12 protein-coding genes and 1 pseudogene are annotated in these 21,373 nt (G+C 43.9%); 4 read left to right on the forward strand and 9 right to left on the reverse strand.

What is annotated here, in order from left to right:
- Window positions 1-97 precede the first annotated feature (97 nt).
- Complete coding sequence (gene pyrF, locus M9189_RS09200; protein WP_250722591.1) at window positions 98-922, forward strand: orotidine-5'-phosphate decarboxylase; 825 nt, start codon at window positions 98-100, stop codon at window positions 920-922.
- Window positions 923-1,078: 156 nt separating this feature from the next.
- Here pyrF and ppdK read toward each other — a convergent pair whose 3' ends face one another.
- The 6 genes from ppdK to M9189_RS09230 form a co-directional block, all read right to left on the reverse strand.
- Window positions 1,079-3,793: a pyruvate, phosphate dikinase gene (ppdK, locus tag M9189_RS09205; RefSeq protein WP_250722593.1), complete on the reverse strand. Its 2,715-nt coding sequence runs from the start codon at window positions 3,791-3,793 to the stop codon at window positions 1,079-1,081.
- A gap of 288 nt (window positions 3,794-4,081) precedes the next feature.
- Window positions 4,082-5,083 carry a dihydroorotate dehydrogenase-like protein gene (locus M9189_RS09210; RefSeq protein WP_250722595.1) on the reverse strand — a complete coding sequence of 334 codons (1,002 nt, stop codon included), beginning with the start codon at window positions 5,081-5,083 and terminating at the stop codon, window positions 4,082-4,084.
- Between the two features lie 238 nt (window positions 5,084-5,321).
- Complete coding sequence (nifJ, locus tag M9189_RS09215; RefSeq protein ID WP_250722597.1) at window positions 5,322-8,858, reverse strand: pyruvate:ferredoxin (flavodoxin) oxidoreductase; 3,537 nt, start codon at window positions 8,856-8,858, stop codon at window positions 5,322-5,324.
- A gap of 36 nt (window positions 8,859-8,894) precedes the next feature.
- Window positions 8,895-10,007 carry an ATP-binding protein gene (locus M9189_RS09220; protein ID WP_250722599.1) on the reverse strand — a complete coding sequence of 371 codons (1,113 nt, stop codon included), beginning with the start codon at window positions 10,005-10,007 and terminating at the stop codon, window positions 8,895-8,897.
- Window positions 10,008-10,413: 406 nt separating this feature from the next.
- Entirely contained in the window at window positions 10,414-12,246 is a 1,833-nt protein-coding gene (gene rho / locus M9189_RS09225; RefSeq protein ID WP_250722606.1) for a transcription termination factor Rho, read from the reverse strand.
- Between the two features lie 443 nt (window positions 12,247-12,689).
- On the reverse strand, window positions 12,690-13,190 hold the full coding sequence (locus M9189_RS09230) for a hypothetical protein (protein WP_250722608.1): 501 nt from the start codon (window positions 13,188-13,190) through the stop codon (window positions 12,690-12,692).
- 677 nt (window positions 13,191-13,867) lie between these two features.
- Between M9189_RS09230 and M9189_RS09235 the strand changes: the two genes are divergently transcribed.
- Both M9189_RS09235 and M9189_RS09240 read left to right on the forward strand, forming a co-directional pair.
- Window positions 13,868-14,137 carry a PqqD family protein gene (locus M9189_RS09235; RefSeq protein WP_250722610.1) on the forward strand — a complete coding sequence of 90 codons (270 nt, stop codon included), beginning with the start codon at window positions 13,868-13,870 and terminating at the stop codon, window positions 14,135-14,137.
- A gap of 21 nt (window positions 14,138-14,158) precedes the next feature.
- Entirely contained in the window at window positions 14,159-14,437 is a 279-nt protein-coding gene (locus M9189_RS09240) for a hypothetical protein (RefSeq protein ID WP_250722611.1), read from the forward strand.
- 69 nt (window positions 14,438-14,506) lie between these two features.
- Here M9189_RS09240 and M9189_RS09245 read toward each other — a convergent pair.
- A protein-coding gene (locus tag M9189_RS09245) for an IS3 family transposase (RefSeq protein WP_250722613.1) occupies window positions 14,507-15,642 on the reverse strand; the annotation gives its coding sequence in 2 pieces (ribosomal slippage) (window positions 14,507-15,390 and window positions 15,390-15,642; 1,137 coding nt in all).
- Between the two features lie 100 nt (window positions 15,643-15,742).
- Here M9189_RS09245 and M9189_RS09250 point away from each other — a divergent pair.
- Complete coding sequence (locus tag M9189_RS09250) at window positions 15,743-16,627, forward strand: hypothetical protein (protein ID WP_250722615.1); 885 nt, start codon at window positions 15,743-15,745, stop codon at window positions 16,625-16,627.
- Window positions 16,628-16,858: 231 nt separating this feature from the next.
- Here M9189_RS09250 and M9189_RS09255 read toward each other — a convergent pair.
- Together M9189_RS09255 and M9189_RS09260 are read right to left on the reverse strand one after the other, a co-directional pair.
- Window positions 16,859-18,379, reverse strand: a pseudogene (locus M9189_RS09255) (IS1182 family transposase); the annotation flags it as partial.
- A 139-nt stretch (window positions 18,380-18,518) separates the two neighbouring features.
- Window positions 18,519-21,326 carry a T9SS type A sorting domain-containing protein gene (locus M9189_RS09260; RefSeq protein WP_250722617.1) on the reverse strand — a complete coding sequence of 936 codons (2,808 nt, stop codon included), beginning with the start codon at window positions 21,324-21,326 and terminating at the stop codon, window positions 18,519-18,521.
- Window positions 21,327-21,373: the final 47 nt, after the last annotated feature.

The raw sequence follows: 21,373 nt of genomic DNA on the forward strand, positions 1-21,373 counted from the left end.
GTACCGCTAATCACTTTGTAAAGCCTTTCCATATTGGGCTGCAACACTTAACTTAGTATTACAAAAATGCCCCTTGGGCTGTATAAACGATATTATTATGAATAAAGCAGAGTTGTTTCAACAAATCAGGAAAAAGGAAAGCTTCCTTTGTGTGGGGTTGGATACTGACATCCAGAAGATACCGAGAAACTTACTCGACACCTCAGATGCCATCTTTGCCTTCAACAAGGAAATAATTGATGCTACACATGATCTGGCTGTCGCTTATAAGCCCAATCTGGCTTTCTATGAAAGCATGGGTGTAAATGGTTGGAACAGTCTTGAGAAGACAGTAAACTACATCAGGTACAAATACCCTGAGATCTTTATAATTGCTGATGCCAAGAGAGGTGATATAGGCAATACCTCTGCCCTCTATGCAAGGGCCTTCTTTGATACCATGGACTTTGACGCAGTAACTGTTGCACCATATATGGGAGAGGATTCTGTAAAGCCATTCTTTACTTATGTAGGCAAATGGGTTATCCTGCTGGCTCTGACTTCTAATAAGGGTGCAGACGACTTTCAGTATGTTGAAGAAGGTGGTGAAAAGCTCTTTGAGAAGGTTATCAAAAAATCTCAAGAATGGAGCAACGAAGACAACATGATGTATGTGGTTGGTGCCACCAGAGCTGAAATGCTTAGCGATATACGCAAGATTGCACCAAATCACTTCCTGCTTGTTCCCGGTGTTGGCGCTCAGGGTGGAAGCCTTGCTGAAGTAGCTCGCTATGGTATGAACAGCGAATGTGGTCTACTTGTCAACTCCTCACGCCAGATTATCTATGCATCAACAGGCGACGACTTTGCCAAGAAGGCCCGCGAAGCAGCCTTGGAAGTACAAAAAGAAATGGCTGAACTACTCAAGAAATATTTGAAGTAAAAGGATCAATGAGACCCTCATGCTAACAGACTCTCTATTTAGCATTCAGTGGAGTCGCTAAATGATAGAAGCCACGAGGCAACTCAGGATATACCGGAAGATAAAAAACAGGCTGCCCGCCGGGGCAGCCTGCTAATTTATGGTATACAACTGTTACTACTTCGCTTCCTTAAGAGCAGCCTGAGCAGCAGCAAGGCGTGCTATCGGCACCCTGAAAGGAGAACAGCTTACGTAGTCCATTTTGACCTTGTGGCAGAACTCAATAGCTGAAGGTTCACCACCATGCTCACCGCAAATACCAACCTTTAATTCAGGCTTGGCAGTGCGACCCTTTTCGGTACCCATCTTGATAAGCTGTCCAACGCCTTCCTGATCAAGAACCTGGAACGGGTCATGCTTCAGGATACCCTTTTCAATGTAAACAGGGAGGAAGGAACCTATATCATCACGAGAATAACCGAAGGTCATCTGAGTAAGGTCATTGGTACCGAATGAGAAGAAGTCAGCCTCTGCAGCGATCAGGTCAGCTGTAAGAGCAGCACGTGGTATCTCAATCATAGTACCAACCTTGTAATCTATCCTATCATTTCTTTCAGCAAACACCTTTTCGGCTGTAGAGCGGATTACTTCGGCCTGCATCCTGAATTCCTTGATAGTACCAACCAGAGGAATCATAATTTCAGGACGGGCATCAACACCCTTGGCCTTGAGGTTAAGTGCAGCCTCAATAATGGCACGGGTTTGCATCTCAGTGATTTCTGGATAGGTGATACCCAGACGGCAACCACGGTGACCAAGCATTGGGTTGAATTCTTCGAGTGAGTCAACCTTTGCCTTGATTACTTCGATACCAACACCCATCTCCTGAGCCAGCTCACGCTGAGTAGCAAGTTGGTGAGGAACGAATTCATGTAACGGTGGGTCAAGCAGACGGATGGTAACACCATAGCCGGCCATAGCCTCAAGAATACCTTCAAAGTCGCTTCTTTGGTAAGGCAACAACTTGGCAAGTGCCCTCTTACGTCCTTCAGTTGTAGAAGCAAGAATCATCTCACGCATAGCCTTGATACGCTCACCTTCGAAGAACATGTGCTCTGTACGGCACAGACCGATACCTTCTGCACCGAAGTCACGGGCTGCCTTGGCATCCTTAGGAGAATCAGCGTTGGTTCTGACTTTCAGTTTGGCATATTTGTTAGAAGCCTCAAGTATTGTGTTGAAGTCACCGCTAAGGTCAGGCATCTTGGTCTGAACCTTACCTTCGTATACTTCACCAGTACTACCGTTAAGAGAAATCCAGTCTCCTTCGTTAAACACTTTACCATTGATGGTCAGCGTTCTGGCCTTGTAATCAATTTGCAGAGCACCGGCACCTGAAACGCAGCACTTACCCATACCACGGGCAACAACAGCAGCGTGAGAAGTCATACCTCCACGGGCTGTAAGGATACCCTTGGCTATATTCATACCTTCAAGATCTTCAGGAGAAGTTTCAATTCTCACGAGGATGGTTTCATCAAATTTGGCAGCTTCATCAGCAAAGAAGATTATACGGCCAGTAGCAGCACCCGGAGAGGCAGGCAATCCCTTGGCAAGTACGTTGGCAGCCCGGATTGCAACTGTGTCAAATACAGGGTGTAGCAGTTCATCAAGTTTTTCAGGCTCGATACGCAGCAAGGCCGTTTTTTCATCTATTTTACCTTCACGCAGCAGGTCCATGGCAATCTTAACCATAGCAGCCCCTGTACGCTTTCCGTTACGGGTCTGCAGCAACCAGAGCTTGCCTTCCTGGATAGTAAACTCCATATCCTGCATATCACGATAGTGGTCCTCAAGCTTTTGTTGTGTTGCATAAAGCTGCTTGTACAGTTCAGGCATAGTCTCTTCGAGAGAGGGGTATTTTTCCCTGCGCTCTTCTTCGGAAACGCCTTGCAGCTTGGCCCACTTGCGGCTTCCTTCGATAGTGATTTCCTGCGGTGTACGGATACCGGCAACTACGTCCTCACCCTGGGCATTGATAAGATACTCACCATTGAATACGTTCTCACCTGTTGCAGCATCACGGCTGAAGGCAACACCGGTAGCCGATGAATTACCCATATTACCGAATACCATAGCCTGAACGTTAACTGCAGTACCCCACTCATCGGGTATATTGTTGAGACGACGATAGTATATAGCCCTGTGGTTGTTCCAGCTGTTGAATACTGCCATTACAGCACCCCAAAGCTGCTCCCAGGCTGAAACAGGGAAATCATTGTTGGTCTTTTCCTTTACAGCTACCTTAAACCTGCTTACCAACTCCTTTAAATCTGCAACGGAAAACTCGGTATCCAACTTAATTCCTTTCTCGTGCTTCAGCTCTTCTATGATTTTTTCAAAAGGATCAATTTCTTCTTTTGAGTCAGGTTTCATACCCAACACAACGTCACCATACATCTGTACAAAACGGCGGTAGGAGTCCCAGGCAAACCACTCATTACCTGACTTCCTGGCTATTCCTTCCACAGCTTTGTCATTCAATCCAAGATTGAGGATGGTGTCCATCATACCCGGCATTGAAGCCCTTGCTCCTGAACGAACAGATACTAGTAGTGGATTTTCCTGGTCACCAAACTTAGTACCTGTCAGTTTCTCAATATTATTGATAGCCTGCTCAACTTCAGGCTTAAGTAATTCAACAACTTTATCACGACCCAGCTGATTGTATTCAGTGCAAACCTCAGTAGTAATAGTAAAACCGGGGGGCACAGGTACACCGATAAGATTCATTTCAGCCAGGTTGGCTCCTTTTCCTCCAAGCAGATCCTTCATGTCTGCCTTACCTTCGGCTTGCCCGTTACCGAAGGTATATACGCGTTTCTTACTCATATTAACTAAATATTTTATGGAGTTAGTAAAATCAATATTACAAATAAACAGCTTTTTTTTTACTTTTTAACGTACTGCAGTGGTAAATAATACTTTGATAAATATCATGCAATGCTGCGCCAGAGCCATACTAGCAATAAAAAATCCCGGGCACGAGCCCGGGATAATAATTGACAGTCAACTCCATAGCGAAATTCACAATCACTTTCTTGCTTACATCAAAGACCACTATATGCCTGAAATTGACACTTATAACAACCCGACAGGAGCCTTTCAACTTCACAGCAATTAGTTTACAGGATACTTACCACTAGATTTCATAAGGAACTCAACATACTGCGCCCTTTTGTAAGAGTATGGATCCTTAAGGCTGCGCTTGGATAACTTACCCTTAAAGTCTGCAGTACTCTTGTATCCCTTCTTTGCCATCCAGTTACTGATCTCCTTCAGTATAACAGGTATTTCCTTGCTTCCTTTTTTGTACAGGGTAGTAACCATCTGAACAGCATCTGCACCTGCAAGCATAGCAGCAATTACATCACCGGAATTCAATATGCCTGTGTTGGCACAAAGTGAAGCTTTTACATTGCCTTCAAGCAATCCCATATACCGTAGTGACAGACGGCTGTCTCCCTCCTTACTCAGGTTGTATGGCATCTCGAGCTTTTCTTCCTCTATATTTATGTCGGGCTGGAAGAGACGGTTGAATAGTACAAATCCCTTTGCACCGGTAGCATCAAGCTTTTTGATAAAGGAAAGCGGGTTTGTATAATAAGGACTTAGTTTGACAGATACAGGTATTTTAACCTTGGCCACTACCCTCTTCAGAGCCTCTATCTGCTCGTTTTCTACACTCTCAGGAAGTATGTCGGACTCGGAAATGGTCGAGTAAAAATTTAACTCAAGCGCATCCACTCCTGTTGAAGCAAGGTGCAATGCATATTCCTCCCAGCTTTCCTTATACAAACAGTTAAGACTGGCTATAACAGGTATTGACACGGCCTCCTTTAATTCCTTAAGTGCAAGCAGATGCGCCTTTGGACCGGAGTGTTGTATACTTGGAAAGAGGCTAATCATCTCAGCATTCCTCTCTGCATATTCAGCAAGCTCATCCTCTAGTTCCGCAGCTTCCATATGCAATTGTTCCTCAAAAAGAGATCTGTACACTATAGCAGCCACTCCCGCTTCCTCAAGTTCAAGTGCTCTGTGAACATCAGCAGTTAGTGGACAGGCACCCGCAATCAACGGGTTTCTGAGTTTTAGTCCCAGATAATTGACAGAAAGATCCATAGGCTTGGTATTATTTGGTTTACTGATTCAATTTACAACATTATCCATAAATATACAGAAAATAATACCTGATACAATGAAAGTTAAAATAAAAAAAGGACAAATCTACCCGAATTACACACAAAAAGAGGCCGCCCCCGTGGGCGGCCTCCTGCATTATAGCCTAGACCAGCATATTAGCTACATCACTTTCACTGCGACCAGCTTTGCGGTCTTTTGCATTATCACATCAACAAGCCTATTCAACTACCTTGTAGTCAAGTTCAGCAAGTCTCTTGTAGTTGCTGTAACGCCACTTAGCATTACGTTCAGCTTCAACAAACAGTTCTTTAGCCTGTTCGGGGAAGGCCTTCATAAGTGAAGTGTAACGCACTTCTCCCTTGAGGAAGTCCTGGAACTTACTCCAGTCTGGTTCCTTAGAATCCAGTGTGAAAGGATTCTTACCCTCAAGTTCGAGCATTGGGTTGTAGCGGTACAGTGACCAGTATCCGCATTCAACTGCACGCTTAACCTCATCCTGAGCCATACCCATTCCACTACGAAGACCGTGGTTGATACATGGGGCATAAGCAATAATCAGTGAAGGGCCTGGATATGCTTCTGCTTCTTTAAGAGCCCTGAAGTATTGAACCTGACTGGCTCCCATACCTACTTGTGCAACATACACATAACCGTAGGTAGTAGCCATCAGACCAAGGTCTTTCTTCCTGATCTTCTTACCTGATGCAGCAAATTTAGCAACAGCACCTACTGGAGTTGACTTGGATGCCTGTCCACCGGTATTTGAATATACTTCTGTGTCAAGTACCAATACATTGACATTCTTACCGCTTGCCAATACATGGTCAAGACCACCAAAACCTATATCATAAGCCCAACCGTCACCACCAAAGATCCATACAGACTTCTTAACCAGATAGTCTTTCAGGTCAAGGATTTGAGCAGCTACTGCATGCTTTTCATTCTTAAGGGCAGCAACAACAGCTTCTGACAGTTCACGTGACTTATCACCATCTTCCTTGCCATCGATCCATGCTTCAAATGCTTCTCTTGTAGCAGCAGAAACCTCAGCAAGGCTCTCTCTCATCAGTCTTTCAATTCTATCACGAAGTTGCTCAGCTGCAGTAGCCATACCAAGGCCATATTCGGCGTTGTCTTCAAATAGAGAGTTTGCCCAAGCAGGACCGCAACCTTTCTTGTTGACCGTATATGGTGTTGATGGAGCAGAACCACCATAGATTGATGAACAACCAGTTGCGTTAGCAACCATCATCCTGTCACCAAAGAGCTGGGTAATCAGTTTGATATAAGGTGTTTCACCGCAACCGGCACAAGCTCCAGAGAATTCAAACAGTGGTTGTGCAAACTGCGAATTCTTCACGTTCATCTTCTTGTCCTGCAGGTGTTCCTTGATACTGACATTCTTAGAAAGATAATCCCAGTGTTCGGCCTCCTTCATCTGAGTCTCAAGTGGTTTCATAACGAGAGACTTAATTTTGGAACTGCAAACCTCAACGCAGTTACCGCAACCAGTACAGTCAAGAACACTGACCTGTATACGGTATTGAATACCGTCATAACCCTTCCCGTTAGGCTTGATTGTAGCAGCGTCAGCAGGCATACCCAGCATTTCCTTCTCGTCGATCAGGAAAGGACGGATAGCAGCGTGAGGACAAACATAAGCACACTGGTTACACTGGATACAGTTTTCAGACTGCCATTCAGGTACGTTAACAGCAATACCACGCTTTTCATAAGCTGCTGTTCCTGGAGGGAAAGTACCATCTTCACGTCCAAGGAATGCACTTACAGGCAGATCATCACCCTTTTGTGCATTGATAGGGAATACAATATTCTTTATAAAGTCGGGTACATCCTTACCAACGGTTTCAACCTCATCCTTAAGGTTTACCCATTCAGCAGGTATCTCAACTTTTGTCAGTTCACCACCACGTTCAACAGCCAGGTGGTTCATCCTTACAACGTCTTCACCCTTTCTGCCGAATGATTTGATAACAAACTTCTTCATCTCGTCAACAGCCTGATCATAAGGTATTACACCAGAGATCTTGAAGAAGGCTGATTGCATGATAGTATTTGTACGGTTGCCCAAACCAATTTCCTCGGCAATCTTGGTAGCATTGATGATATAAAACTGGATATCGTTGGCTGCCATATAGCGCTTTACGCTGTTGGGAAGACGATTCTTGGTTTCCTCAGCATCCCACAAGCTGTTGAGCAGGAAGGTTCCACCTCTCTTCAGTCCCTTAAGCATATCATAACGACCCAGGTAAGCAGGTACGTGACAAGCTACAAAGTCAGGTGTATTTACAAGATATGGTGAGCGAATAGGAGTATCACCAAAGCGAAGGTGAGATACAGTAATACCACCCGACTTCTTGGAGTCGTATGAGAAATATGCCTGAGCATATTTATCTGTGTTATCACCGATAATCTTGATAGAGTTCTTGTTAGCACCTACTGTACCGTCCGAACCCAAACCATAGAATTTAGCAGCAAAGGTTCCCTTAGTGCTAAGGTCGATTTCAGGCAACAATGGCAGTGATCTGAAGGTAACATCGTCGACGATACCAACAGTAAACTGATTCTTGGGCTCATTCAACTTCATATTTTCGAACACAGCAAGCATATGTGCCGGTGTGGTATCCTTTGAAGAAAGACCATAACGACCTCCTACGATAACAGGAGCATCCTTCTTGCCATAGAACATTTCGCAAACATCCAGATACAATGGATCACCGTTTGCTCCTGGTTCCTTGGTACGGTCAAGAACAGTAATACGCTTAACTGTCTTGGGCAGTTCATCGAAGAAGTACTTAGCTGAGAATGGACGATACAGGTGTACCGAAATCAAACCGGTCTTCTCACCCTTGCTATTTAGATAGTCAACAGTTTCCTTGATTGTTTCGGTGATAGAGCCCATTGCAACAATTATGTTTTCTGCATCGGGAGCACCATAGTAAACAAATGGACGATATGTGCGACCGGTAATCTCAGATATCTTAACCATATAGTCTGCTACTATTTCCGGCAATACATTATAGAATGGATTGGCGGCTTCACGGGACTGGAAGTAGATATCCGGATTTTGAGCAGTACCACGGGTTACAGGACGTTCAGGATTCAACGAATTATTACGGAAACGCTGCAAAGCATCTTTGTCAATAAGCGCTGCCAGAGATTCCTGTTCCATTGCTTCAATCTTTTGGATCTCGTGAGATGTACGGAATCCGTCAAAGAAATGAAGGAAAGGCACCCTTGACCTGATAGCTGCAAGGTGAGCAACACCAGCCAGGTCCATAACTTCCTGTACGCTACCTGTTGCAAGCATTGCAAAACCTGTCTGACGGGTGGCCATAACGTCACTATGGTCGCCAAAGATAGACAGAGCCTGAGCTGCTAAGCTACGGGCAGAAACGTGAAATACTCCCGGAAGCAATTCACCAGCAATCTTGTACATATTGGGGATCATCAATAGCAGACCCTGTGAAGCCGTAAAGGTTGTGGTCAGGGCTCCGGCTTGTAATGAACCGTGAACTGCACCTGCCGCACCAGCTTCAGACTGCATCTCCTCCACCTTAACAGTCTCTCCAAATATATTCTTCCTGCCAGCGGCTGCCCACTCATCTACATACTCAGCCATTGTGGAGGAAGGAGTGATGGGATATATTGCTGCTACTTCGCTAAACATATAAGCGATGTGGGCAGCAGCATAGTTACCGTCACACGTAATGAACTTCTTAGCTTTTCCCATGTGTCTATTCTCTTTATAGTTAAAACTCATTTACTTTTAGTCCAGAAAACCAAAAAGCCACAGGGGTATTTCTCTGTCTGAACCAATCTCTTCCATTTCACAGGCCCACCATAGGTCCTGATTCCTGGCTCCTTTGGCTCTGGAGCTGTCCCTGCGTCCTATATTGAACTGATACTTTTCGTCAACGACAAAATCGTTACGCCTGCTATATCCCACACTATGATGTTGTGAGACCTGATTGCAGAAAAATGTCCTGTTGAGTATATCATTATGCACATCACCGGCAACCAGATACACAAGGTTAGGATTCTGCATATAAATCTCAGCCGGCTTTTTCAATGGTGCAGGTTCACAGTCAAACAACTGATTAATCAAACAGGCCTGTTGCAAATACTTCAGATAGTTGATTATCGTTGCACGGCTTGTCTCAACCTCACTACTAAGCTTACTTATATTGGGCTGGAAGGGAGCCGAACTTGCAATCAGATAAAGCAGCTTTCTCAACTTGGGAAGGTATTTATGCTCTATCTGTTGTAAGAAACTTATATCTATCTCAAGCATCAGGTTTATATTCCTCAGAAGGTTTTCCAGATAGTTGCTCTGCTCCTGAAAGAAGGGATAATACCCGTGGTGCAAATAATCAGTAAAATAAGCCAGTGGCTTTACCTTGTCAACTATTCTGCCGGCAATGGCCACATGGTCACTGAGCAGTTCCTCAAGAGTCACTCTTTCAAAGCTGTTGCCCGACTTAAAGTTAAGATACTCCCTGAAAGAAAATCCTTCCAGGGTATAAATGCGGGCTCTGCTAGTAAGTTCGCCTGATTCCCTGCCTGCAAGCATAAGAGGAGATCCGCTGAAAATTATCTTCAGGCTGGGCAAATTGTCATAACACCAGACCAACTCCTCCTCCCACCCGGGATACTTAAAGATCTGATCCAGAACCAGCGTTGTGCCTCCGGTCTTCTGGAATTCGTCTGCAAATGAACTTAGTGTCCTTACCGAAAAGTAAAGATTATTGAGATTTACGTACAAACAGGTCTTCTCAGTACCAAAGTTTGTAGAAATGTAATCCAGCAGAAACATTGTCTTGCCAACCCCTCTGGTACCTACAATACCTATCAACCTGTCATCCCAATTGACAATATCCATTAAACCACGTCGTACAGGCACATGCAGGTGCTCTAACAGATATTTATGCGTCTTAAAAAAAGCCTGCATCATACTTGTAAAATTCTCTATTCTTACAAAGTTAATATTTGTTTATCCAATTTTGTCATCTTCAGATAGCAAGAAGACCCTTATTGTGCTATTTATATTTAGTAAAAATAAGCAGTTAAGCTCTTCCCGGCTACTGATGCATTGTTTGGAAATATGAGCTAGTCGAAAACTCATTCACCATTTAGGACAATTTAGACCGCTTGTAAATAAGATGAATAAGTCCGTCATTAAGAGGAAGTCCTGATACATAAACAAGAGAGGGGCAGCCTCCCGGCTGCCCCTCTTATATCCGATGGTCTGCGCTTTTCAGCAAACCATAGAGTCAACTTACTATTTATTACTGAGAATTCATTGAGATAAGGAACTCTTCGTTAGAACTGGTCTTTACAAGTCTATCCCTGAGGAATTCCATAGCTTCAACTGAATTCATATCTGACAGGTAGTTACGCAAAATCCAGATGCGGTTGAGTACTTCCTTGTCAAGCAGCAGGTCTTCACGACGTGTACTTGAAGCCATAATATCAACAGCAGGATAGATACGCTTGTTGGACAGCTTCCTGTCAAGCTGCAGCTCCATATTTCCTGTACCCTTGAACTCTTCGAAGATCACATCATCCATCTTGGAACCAGTCTCTGTAAGAGCGGTGGCCAGGATGGTAAGTGAACCGCCATTTTCGATATTACGGGCAGCTCCGAAGAAACGCTTGGGTTTGTGCAGGGCGTTGGCATCTACACCACCGGAAAGCACCTTTCCTGACGCAGGAGATACAGTATTGTAGGCTCTTGCAAGACGAGTAATTGAGTCGAGCAGGATCACTACATCATGCCCACATTCAACCATACGCTTGGCCTTCTCGAGTACGATATTGGCTACCCTTACATGGCGCTCTGCCGGTTCGTCGAATGTTGAAGAGATAACCTCAGCATTTACACTTCTGGCCATATCAGTAACTTCTTCAGGGCGCTCGTCGATAAGTAGAATCATCATGTAAACCTCGGGATGGTTGGATGCTATTGCATTTGCAATATCCTTGAGGAGAACTGTCTTACCTGTCTTGGGCTGTGCCACGATCAAACCGCGCTGGCCCTTACCAATCGGAGCAAACATATCAACGACCCTTGTAGAGAGGTTTGCCCTTGGACCAGAAGTAATATTGAATTTCTGATCTGGGAATACAGGTGTAAGGTGATCAAATGGAATACGGTCGCGTACAAATTCAGGAGAACGTCCATTTATAGACTCAACCTTGATAAGTGGGAAATACTTCTCTCCTTCCTTGGGAGGTCTGATAGTACCCAACACTGTATCACCGGTCTTTAATCCGAAGAGTTTAATTTGTGACTGGGAAACGTAGATATCGTCGGGAGAATTGAGATAGTTATAATCAGATGAACGTAAGAACCCATAGCCATCTGGCATAATTTCAAGAACACCTGATGCAGATATAATACCTTCAAATTCGAAAGCCTTGTCATCTCTACGGTTGCCCCTGTTGCGATCAGCCTTTTCCTGGTTTTGCTTGTACTGTCCACCACCATTAGTAGGCTGTTGACTGCCTGGCTGGTTGCTTTGTTGAGTAGTCTGTTGGTTACTTGCCTGCGGATTGTTTTGCGGATTGCTCTGCCTGTCCCCATGCCTTTCACCCTTCTGCCATCTGCGATTGTCATCATTTCTATGAGCAGGTCTGTTTTGCTTTTCCTGTTCAGCAGGAACTTCAGTTTTAGCCACCTCTGCCTGATCAGTTGCTGAAGTCTGGTTAACTACAGGTGCCTGACGATGATGGGGTTGTCTTTGTTGTTGTACAGGAGCTTCAGGCGCATTCTTTGTTTCAGTAGTCTCAGGCACAACTGCGGGCTTCTCAGCGGCCTTGGGTTCAGAACTTACCTGTCTGTTGTCAGGTTTGTTGTTATTGTCGGGTCTGCTACTTTCAGGCCTGTTATCCCTGTCAGTTCTTGGTGGCCTCCCCCTGCGACCATGGCTTTCCCTGTTATTATCAGGTGATTTTGGTTCCTTTACAGTTCTTTCTGAGGCTTGAATCGCCTGAATATCAAGAATCTGATATATCAGTTCCTGTTTTCTAAAAGATTCAACTCTTTTAATACCTAAATCCTTTGCTATGGTACGTAATTCGACCAGCAATTTCTTGTTTAGTTCAAGAATGTCATACATATGAATAAAATGCTATTTGAAAAAATCCTTTGATAAATACTTAGATTACAGTCGGTCACGACTATTTGCACTTAGAATGCCACATCGAGACCCAGGACTGAATCCTTGGAAGACACTATTTTAAATACATAAATTGAGTTATGGACAAGAGTTTCGCTTAAAACGAAATAGATCGGAAAATATGATGATTGGTTTAATCCCTGTTTGTTCAGACAGTTATAGGATTGCCCTGAGATTGAAACACAACTTTGAACTATGCAAACATAAACATAATAACCAAACCTGCAAAATTTTATCAGCAATTCAGTAATAAGCTTTATTCATTACGCTGATAAATTTACTAAAAATTTGGCACACAGATTTCCCACCCCGGTGTAATTCACGTTTGGATTAACCGCAGGATTCAAGCCCTCAAATTTGTTTTTTTGTATAGGCGTATCGTTTTATAAGTTGGTGTTTTCCTGATTTACGGAGCAGGACATCCCCTCATTCTCTATTTTTTGTCGCAACCTCCCCGTCTGACTCACACCTACGCATAAAGTATTACTCAACTCCATGTCAGTAATATGCACGAAGCGCTGACCCTTTATAACACCTTGGTTTTTAACCGAGACTTCTCCATTACATTCAACCCAGTTTAGCATATGCGTCTTATACTCTAATCCACTTAGCCAATGACAAAGTAACTTGGTTCGATGATCTTTATGGAATGCTATAGACTCTCCCTTTTGGTTTGGTACAAGCCTTCTTTCAAGCGCAATTTCCTCCTGAAGCAACCGCAGACTCCCATCCTTTAGTGTTACCGCATAGTGCCAGTTGTTTCTTTTGCAGATATCAAAAAAGCCTTGAGTTGGATAAAGCCCATCGGCTATTATAATTATTGGCAGGCGTGGAAACATCTTCTTTATTTTTGATGGATAGTCGCTTAAAGGCCGCTTGCTCACAATCTTGCTTTTGATAGTTTGCTCTTCCCTCGTTACTTATCCACTCGGTGGCTATGGACAAACTTAGGCCGGTGGGCGTTAGCAACTTAGCCTCAAGTACATTGTGTGACCATGTCACAACCCCGCTGCCAGACTTTTTATGCAGGCAATACTCACATATCTGGCTTATAACAGATTTCCCAGGACTTTGATAAACATGTTCTTCCAAAAGTAAAAGAACAATCGTTAAAAAATCAAATATTTAATTGATTATCAGTGCTATGATGAAAAATATATTAAAGAAATTGGCTATATTTGAAGTATCAAAAATAAACAAAAAGCCTGCTGGTCAGGTCGTTACCGCAGCAGGCTTTTAATCACTTTAAAATAAGTGCTTTATGGAAAAATACTCGCTATGCCGAGAGACATAGCTTTTGCCAGATTTAGCGCGAAAAATAATATTTGGCAAATTTCCTGTTGCCTTAAATATCAGTACATTTAAGTTCACTTAATTTTTACGCTGAATTGCTGGCAATCAGTAACCCAAAAAAACCAAACGCTTATCTAAAAGATAGTAACAACTGTCAAAAAACACCTACGGATGCCTTGTATTAATGCAAAAAATTGCATATTTGCAAGCTGAAATAAAATCAGGAACCTAAACCACAGAGGTGCATAAACCAGAGGCGATATACCAAGTGCGCAGCGAAAAAGTCGTTACCCGCAAAGTGGGCGACGAAATGGTTATTGTACCCCTGGTTAACAGCGTGGCCGACATGACCCGTGTGCTTACCCTCAACGAGACCGGCACCGCCATCATCGAAGCCCTTAACGGTCAAAACACAATCAATCAGGTAGAAGAGCAACTTTTAGCACAATTTGACGTAGAACAGGAAGTGTTGTCAAACGACCTCCAAAACATTATCACCGAAGCCCTTGACAAACAAATTATAGAACTCATTGCCTAACCCCTACGCCAAACACCACCAATGAAAAAATCCTACCAACATATAATCAAAAAATCCTACACCACCCCCAAAATCGAGGAGGTGGAAATTGACGTTGCGATAAGTTTGAATGAGATGTCAACGGAGCCTCCTGGGGATCCTGGTGAAGGAGAAATAGAAATTCCAGGTGATGCCGGCACCACCTCCACCGCCCCCAAATACCCCACCGAATACCGCTCCGAGTCGCCCTTCGGGGGGTCAAGACCCGTTGTAGACTTACCCCTTATCAGACAACTACAAAATAGACATTTTTTTTCTTGAACCATATTTCTAAATGCTTTTTCAGTGAGCTGAGAGGTTCTGTCAAGGGCGGCTGAGGAACGAAGCCGTTTATATACCCTTGACAGGTTCTGGCAGCGAACTTTCTTTGCTATTTAAAATATGGTGGTTATACTCGTTTTTAACATAATCTAAGGGAGATTTACCTCCCAATGATTTATGTGGATGAAATTCATTATAATCATCCATCCATTCTGAGACCAGATGTCTAACCTCAGATAGGTCATTAAACAAGTATGCATCGAGAATGTCCTCTCTGAAAAAGCGGTTAAATCTTTCAATATATGCATTTTGGGTTGGTTTTCCAGGTTGAATGAATTTTAACTTAATTTCGTTGTCTTTTGCCCATTTCTGCAGAGCATTAGAGATAAACTCAGGCCCATTATCAACTCTTATTTTCATAGGTTTTCCTCGCCAGAATATGATTTCATTAAGCACTTTTATTACACGTTCTGCTGGTAAAGAGAAATCCGACTCAATGGCCAAGGCTTCTCTGTTGTAATCATCAATAATATTTAATACTCGGAATCTACGGCCATAAATCAAGCTGTCACTCATAAAATCCATAGACCAAGTATGATTGATGCCATTGGGTTGCTCCAGTGGTTCTTTTATACGAGCAGGCAACCTTCTTTTTCGTTTTTTGCGTAGGTTTAGCTGTAGCAAGCGATAGACTCTCAATACTCGCTTGCGGTTCCATCTATAGCCTTCTTGGCGTATTCGACCATAATATTCATCAAAGCCACGCGTTGGAAGTTTCTCTGACAGTTCTTCCAACTTGTTGATGACTTCAACATCGTTTCGTTTGCTTTCATAATACCACATGGAGCGATGCAATCCAATCAATCGGCACGCCCTGCCGATGCCGATCAAGTATGTGGAATGCAAGTATTCGGCTCGCTCTTTTTTCTCGCAGGGCTTTAAAACTTTTTTCCAAGCAAATCCTTTAGCATCAAGTTATCTAAACTCTGATCTGCATACATCTGCTTGAGTTTACGGTTTTCTTCCTCCAGTTCTTTTAAACGTTTTAACTGAGAGGCTTCCATACCAGAATACTTCTTGCGCCAATTATAAAATGTAGCCTTGGCAATGCCATGCTCGCGACATATCGTTTGAGCATCAATACCACTTTCATACTCCTTTAGAATTTTTACAATTTGGCTTTCTGTGAATCTTGTTTTTTTCATAACTCTGTTTTGACTGCTTAAAATTAATAATTTGTCTAATTTTAAACTGTCCGATTTTCAGGGAAGGCTACACCGTTTATTAAAGTTCAAACACGCTGCTATGCCCCACACCTTGCATCTGGCTTCGGTGGCGCTACATGTTGGCTTGGCAGACGGCCGCATCGTCTTCAAACCCTTTGTATCTCAGCATTTCACTCGTCCGCTTGTAGCTGTAAAACACAACTACCAACTGCAATTCTCCCGGCTTGCCTCCCTACCGGCAGCAGAAGAGTTTCAACTGTCCGGCGAAACGGTGGACGAAAATGGCCCCCATTTCAAGTGGTACCTGCAGGATAAGAACGAAGATCAACTGAACATACAACTGCACTTATCGGACCATCCCCAACTGCAAGGGGCGGTGCTTGATCTTGATTTTAAAAGCAAGGTGTTGCGGGTGCAACTGGTCCCCAAGGAGGAGCAGGACATCCTGAGCATCGACCCCCTCTTTCATCCTTTGAGCGCTTTATTGCTGGTTCATTTGGCCCGTAAAAACAAGGCCTTTCTGATTCACGCTTCAGGCGTCTTTAAAAACGAGAAAGGGGCTCTTTTCACCGCCGTTTCAGGGACAGGGAAAAGTACCATGGCACAATTGTGGCAAAAAAACGGAGCCACCGTCATCAACGACGACCGCCTCTGGATAGAACAAGTAGAGGGTCGCTGGCAAATGTTCAGCACCCCCATGATCTGGTATGCCCAACCCGCCCTCAACGCCCCGGTCCACCAGGTGTTTTTGATCAGTCAGGCCGCCCAAAACCAAATCAGTCCCCTAAAGGGACTCGCAGCCTCCATGCGGGTCATGAGCAACTGCATTCAGCACCTTTACAACAGTAAGGTGACCGACCAGCATCTCGACACGGTATTGCGCTTTACAAAGGAAGTGCAATTGTACGATTGTGGCTTTAAACCCGACCAGGACATCGTCGGCCTCATCGAAGCGCTTCCTTGACACAACCTTGCATTTGTCTTGCCGAAATCCCCCTGCGGTATCCATAAGCAAAGAGGTTGTCCAATTAAGGGCAACCTCTTTTTCAATTTAAGCAAGTTGATAAGAATAGATTTCGATTTTTAGATGAACATGCTTACGAAAATTCCATATTCCTTTTTGGATTTTTGCATATAGGGGTTCAAACAAGAAGAAAATTGCATTTTGAAGTACTGTTTTTGAAACACACGCACCTTTGCCTATGATTTTTCTTAAGTTATGAGCAATAGCTATCAGGCCAAACTCGATTTCAACTTTCTTAAGGCCTTTCAGTGTAAATCTGGTGAACTTGTTGTTGTGTTTTATTTGTCCAAACACTGCTTCCGGTTCTATTGGGCGTCTACTTCTGTGATATAGGCCCTGTTCACTTAATAGCTGTTCCCTGGCCTTCTTTTTTAGGATCCTTAACCTGTGATTGATCTCTATTATTCGATTACCGGTAGCTTGAAAACAAAGTCCGCGCAACGGGCATCCAGTACAGTTTTGCGCTTGATAACGTGTCACCTTTGATACATACCCATTCTCAGAAGTCACTTTTCTTTCACCTTTATTGGTCATATGCTGTCCCATCGGGCATACATAATAATCTTCATGTTCGTTGTAATATAGGTTTTGGCTTAGAAATGCATTCTTTTTAAATGCTCTTTTCTGTTCTTTGTGGAAGTAGTTGTACTTGACAAAGTACTCTATATTATTTGCTTCCAGGTATTCATAATTCTCCTCGCTTCCGTAGCCGGCGTCTGCAACGACCGTAGAGCTATGACTTCCATATTGGTTTTTAAATCCCTCCAGATGACACTTTAATGTTCTTGTATCACCTGGGGTTTGATGGATACTGTAATGGGTAATAATCTGGTTCTCTGTACTAATCTGAGGATTATAAGCTGGTTTCAGCTGCCCATTCTTCATATGATCTTCTTTCATTCGCATGAAAGTAGCATCCTCGTCAGTCTTGCTAAAACTGTTGCGATCACCCAGAGTGTCAAGTTGCTTCTCGTATTTCTCCAACCGTGGCAGATGTTCCTCCTGTAATTGCTTTAGTTGCTTAGATGTGGACTTATTTGTATCCTTAAGCCTGGTGTTAAGCTCAGCTATTTTGCTTTTTAATAAATCTGAGTCTATTGATTGGGGCAAATCTTCTTTGTTGAGAGTTTTTGAGTCCTCTTTAATTTGACTATCAATATCTTTAAGAATACTCCTTATCCTTTCTTCCAGTTTTGCTTTGTTTTTCTCAACTGTGCCTCGCCATACAAAGGTGTACCTGTTTGAGGTAGCTTCTATTTTTGTTCCATCAACATACTGTACCTGAAGACTCACAAACCCCATACCATGCAGTAATCTAACTACTTCTGCAAAGATGGTCTTAATTTCTCCCTGCAAACGGGTACTCCTAAAATAATTGATTGTTCTAAAGTCTGGAACACAGCCCTTTGATAACCAGATAAAATGAATATTCTCTTGTAAAGCCTTTTCAATCTTTCTGCACGAAAATATGTTGTTTAAATAACTGTAGAACAGTATTTTAACCATCATTCTTGGATGAAAACTGCTAGCACCACCACCTTTGTATTTATTTAGTATAGATGTGATATCCAGTTGATCTACAACCTTATCAACCAGACGAACTGGATGGTCTGCTGGTATGCGATCCAAGAGGTTTTCAGGGAATAACTGAGCTTGATTGTTTGGAAGCTCTTTGAAAACAACTTTTTTCATTATGGATTGATTTATAGTATTAATATACTATATATCAATTATATAACCAACTTTTTCGAGAAAAAAATCAAACAAAAAAAGAGACTGCCTAATCTTTTTAGACAGCCTCTTTGCATTATAAGTCCTTCATTTTGGCGCTTTAGTCCTGCGACAGCCCTCCCAAGACTCTTTCACTTTTCACCATCTGACCAAAAGTGGCACGTACAATGTAAACTCCGCTTTCGTTGGGTAAGAAAATCAAGGTACGACTGCTTTGAGCGGGAACTTCGCTCACCTTGCGGCCTTCGATGGTATAGACTTCGATGCGTCCGGGGCCGGCTTGGACCAACTCCATGGAAGCACTCACCATCACCTTGTTGCCTACATTGCGTATCTGAATGGCCGAGCCGGCGTCTTCCTCTTCCGCAGATGGCGTCTCAATACCAGTCGCCACTTTATAGAAGTGCAGGGCAAAACGCTCATGATTGTCGCCCAGCACATCTGGCATATAAGTATAAGAGGGCATTCGGGATACGTTCAAAAAAGCACCGGTTTCCTTGTCCTCGAAATACACTTCGTGCTCCCCACTGTACAAACTCATGTCGAAGTTCAAGCTCACCTCACCCCTAGTGCGGTTACGCACACTCAAGGGAATGGTCCGAACATTTTCTTTAAGCTCCGGCAGACCGTTAATGGCCACCGCCTTGCTGCCAACACGGGTATAAACTTCCGGAATCTCCACCGGCTCATTAAACATCTTTTCAGAATCGCCTTTATCCAAGCCTTCAGTCGCATTCGCTGAGAAGTACAGAACGGCCCCATCCCGGCCTGTAGCATTCTCCGCAGTAATACGAACCACGTTGCTGGTGGCGGTGCTGCTGCTCTTCAAAAAGGCACCTTCCGGGGTATGTTGCTGAGCGTCTTTCGTGATGGTCACTGAAGAAGCACCCAGAGAGGCCATCCAGGCACTTTGCAGGGGCGGAATCAGCGCCAGTTGTGCTTCCTCATCGAAACCGCCTCCATCGGGATAAATGGCCGCGCGTGCGCCCGGGTCAGCATTCCTATTATAGGTTACAAAGGTCATGTTGCCATTGACACGAGTGCGGTACCACAGGGTAGCACCAATGTTGTTGCGCTCCCAGCCTTTTTCGTCCTGCCAGTTAATTGAACTGGGGTAGGGATTACCAAAGAGATAGTACTGACGATTACTGTAATTCCGGGAGATAGGCTCATTATTAAGGCGCCCCACATAAGAGACCACATGATTGTTTCCATCTGCGGGTCGGTATTTGTTCGACACGCCTTCGAGCTGGGCGATGTCAACCCCACCGCCTATACGGTACCAGCGATTCCCACGGTAAACATTCACCCAACTCGCATCGGTATTATAGCTACCATCGTTATTCCACATAGCGTAAATATCTGACTTGGCATCTTGGATCGGCTGACTCACATAGTACCATTCGTCGTATGGGAATTCCAGCTCAATGGTAACTTCTCCCTTCTTCCCTTCAGCACGTGCCGCTCCGGTGATCGCTCCTTCCACAATAAGCGAGGCCAGACCGTTAACCTCAGTGGTATTCTTCATAATCAGAGCCCCTTCATCGGCTACACTCAAATCACCTTTCACCGTTAACTTGCCACCGGGATTCAAAGTGAGACTGGCATCTGCCTCAATAGTTAAATCCTTCAATTCAATCAGTCCATCCTCAAACTTAATAACCGGCATAAACCTACCCGCCTGAATCAAAACCTTTACTCCGTAACCTGGCAATCTGCCATTCCAGTTAACCCTGTTGTACCAATCACTATTTAGTGCGCCAACCCACTTATAAACACGATTGCTCTGGCCGGGGTTTACCACATCCGGCAACACCGATGCCACCCAATCCCATAAATCACTGTCCCCTTCATGCTCTTTAAAGTCAGAGAAATCACCGCTCTTATTATCAAACTGATTACTACCATGGGTATAATCAATATAGAAATGCTCGGCATCACCATCCAACAAATACAAATTGGCTTCACCGGAGTCCTGCTGATTGGGCGAGGAAAAGTCTCCGCCTTCAAAAGTAAAAGCGCCACCAACAACGACTTTCCCCGTGGCGGAGATATTACCGTTCGTTACTTTAAAGTCCTCAGCCACCACCATAGTGCCATCAATAAACATTCCAGATTGGCCTCCTTCGTAATATACACTGCCACGAACCAACAATACAGCATTTGGATCCACCCTTACTTGCTTATTTGCAACTAAATCACCTCCTATATCCAAAACGCCAGAATCCAAAACAGAAAGTCCATTGCCTCCAGAGTTATTTACATAGTCTGCAGCCACCGTCATCACTCCATAGTTAGTAAGTTCCCCGCTCGAATTATACCCCTCACCTCCTCTAACTTCAACCAGCCCACCTTCACGAATAGTCAGATTCTGCCCATTCTTGTAACCGCCCTCCACAATCAGTGTGCCTCCTTCCCTAACGTCAATCGCCATATTGGCATCAACACGTGAGACTGTTACAATTGCGCCCTTATGAATAACAAAACTGCTTCCGTCCCCAATAAGTGCACCGTTGATAACCAAGTCTCCTCTTATACTTGCATTACTCCCCCCACCAATGCTAAAATCGCCTCCAATTTCTACTACAGCTTCATCTCCAAAATCAACACGGCCAGATCCTATAAAAGAACCACCGACCTTAACTCGGGAGACGCTTCCAAACACTAGTCCCCCTCCAACTTGAAAATCAGTTAAAACAGAAAGAACACCATAAACCTCTGCACCACCATAACCAACAGAAAAACTCCCATCAACATCAAAAACTCCATTTACAGTAACCTTGGCCCCCCAGCTGAAGCTATCGTCCTTGGTAATCTCAGAATTTACTGAAATTGTGAGTGGGTTCCAATCTTCTGTTGGGACACCATTCACCCAACTTTCAGGCTGATCAAAGGGACCGCCTGGCACGGCACTTACCTGCTGCGCCTGAACAGAGACAGCAGTGAGTAAAAAGG

The organism is Xiashengella succiniciproducens, from assembly GCF_023674465.1.
Lineage (GTDB): Bacteria > Bacteroidota > Bacteroidia > Bacteroidales > Marinilabiliaceae > Geofilum > Geofilum succiniciproducens.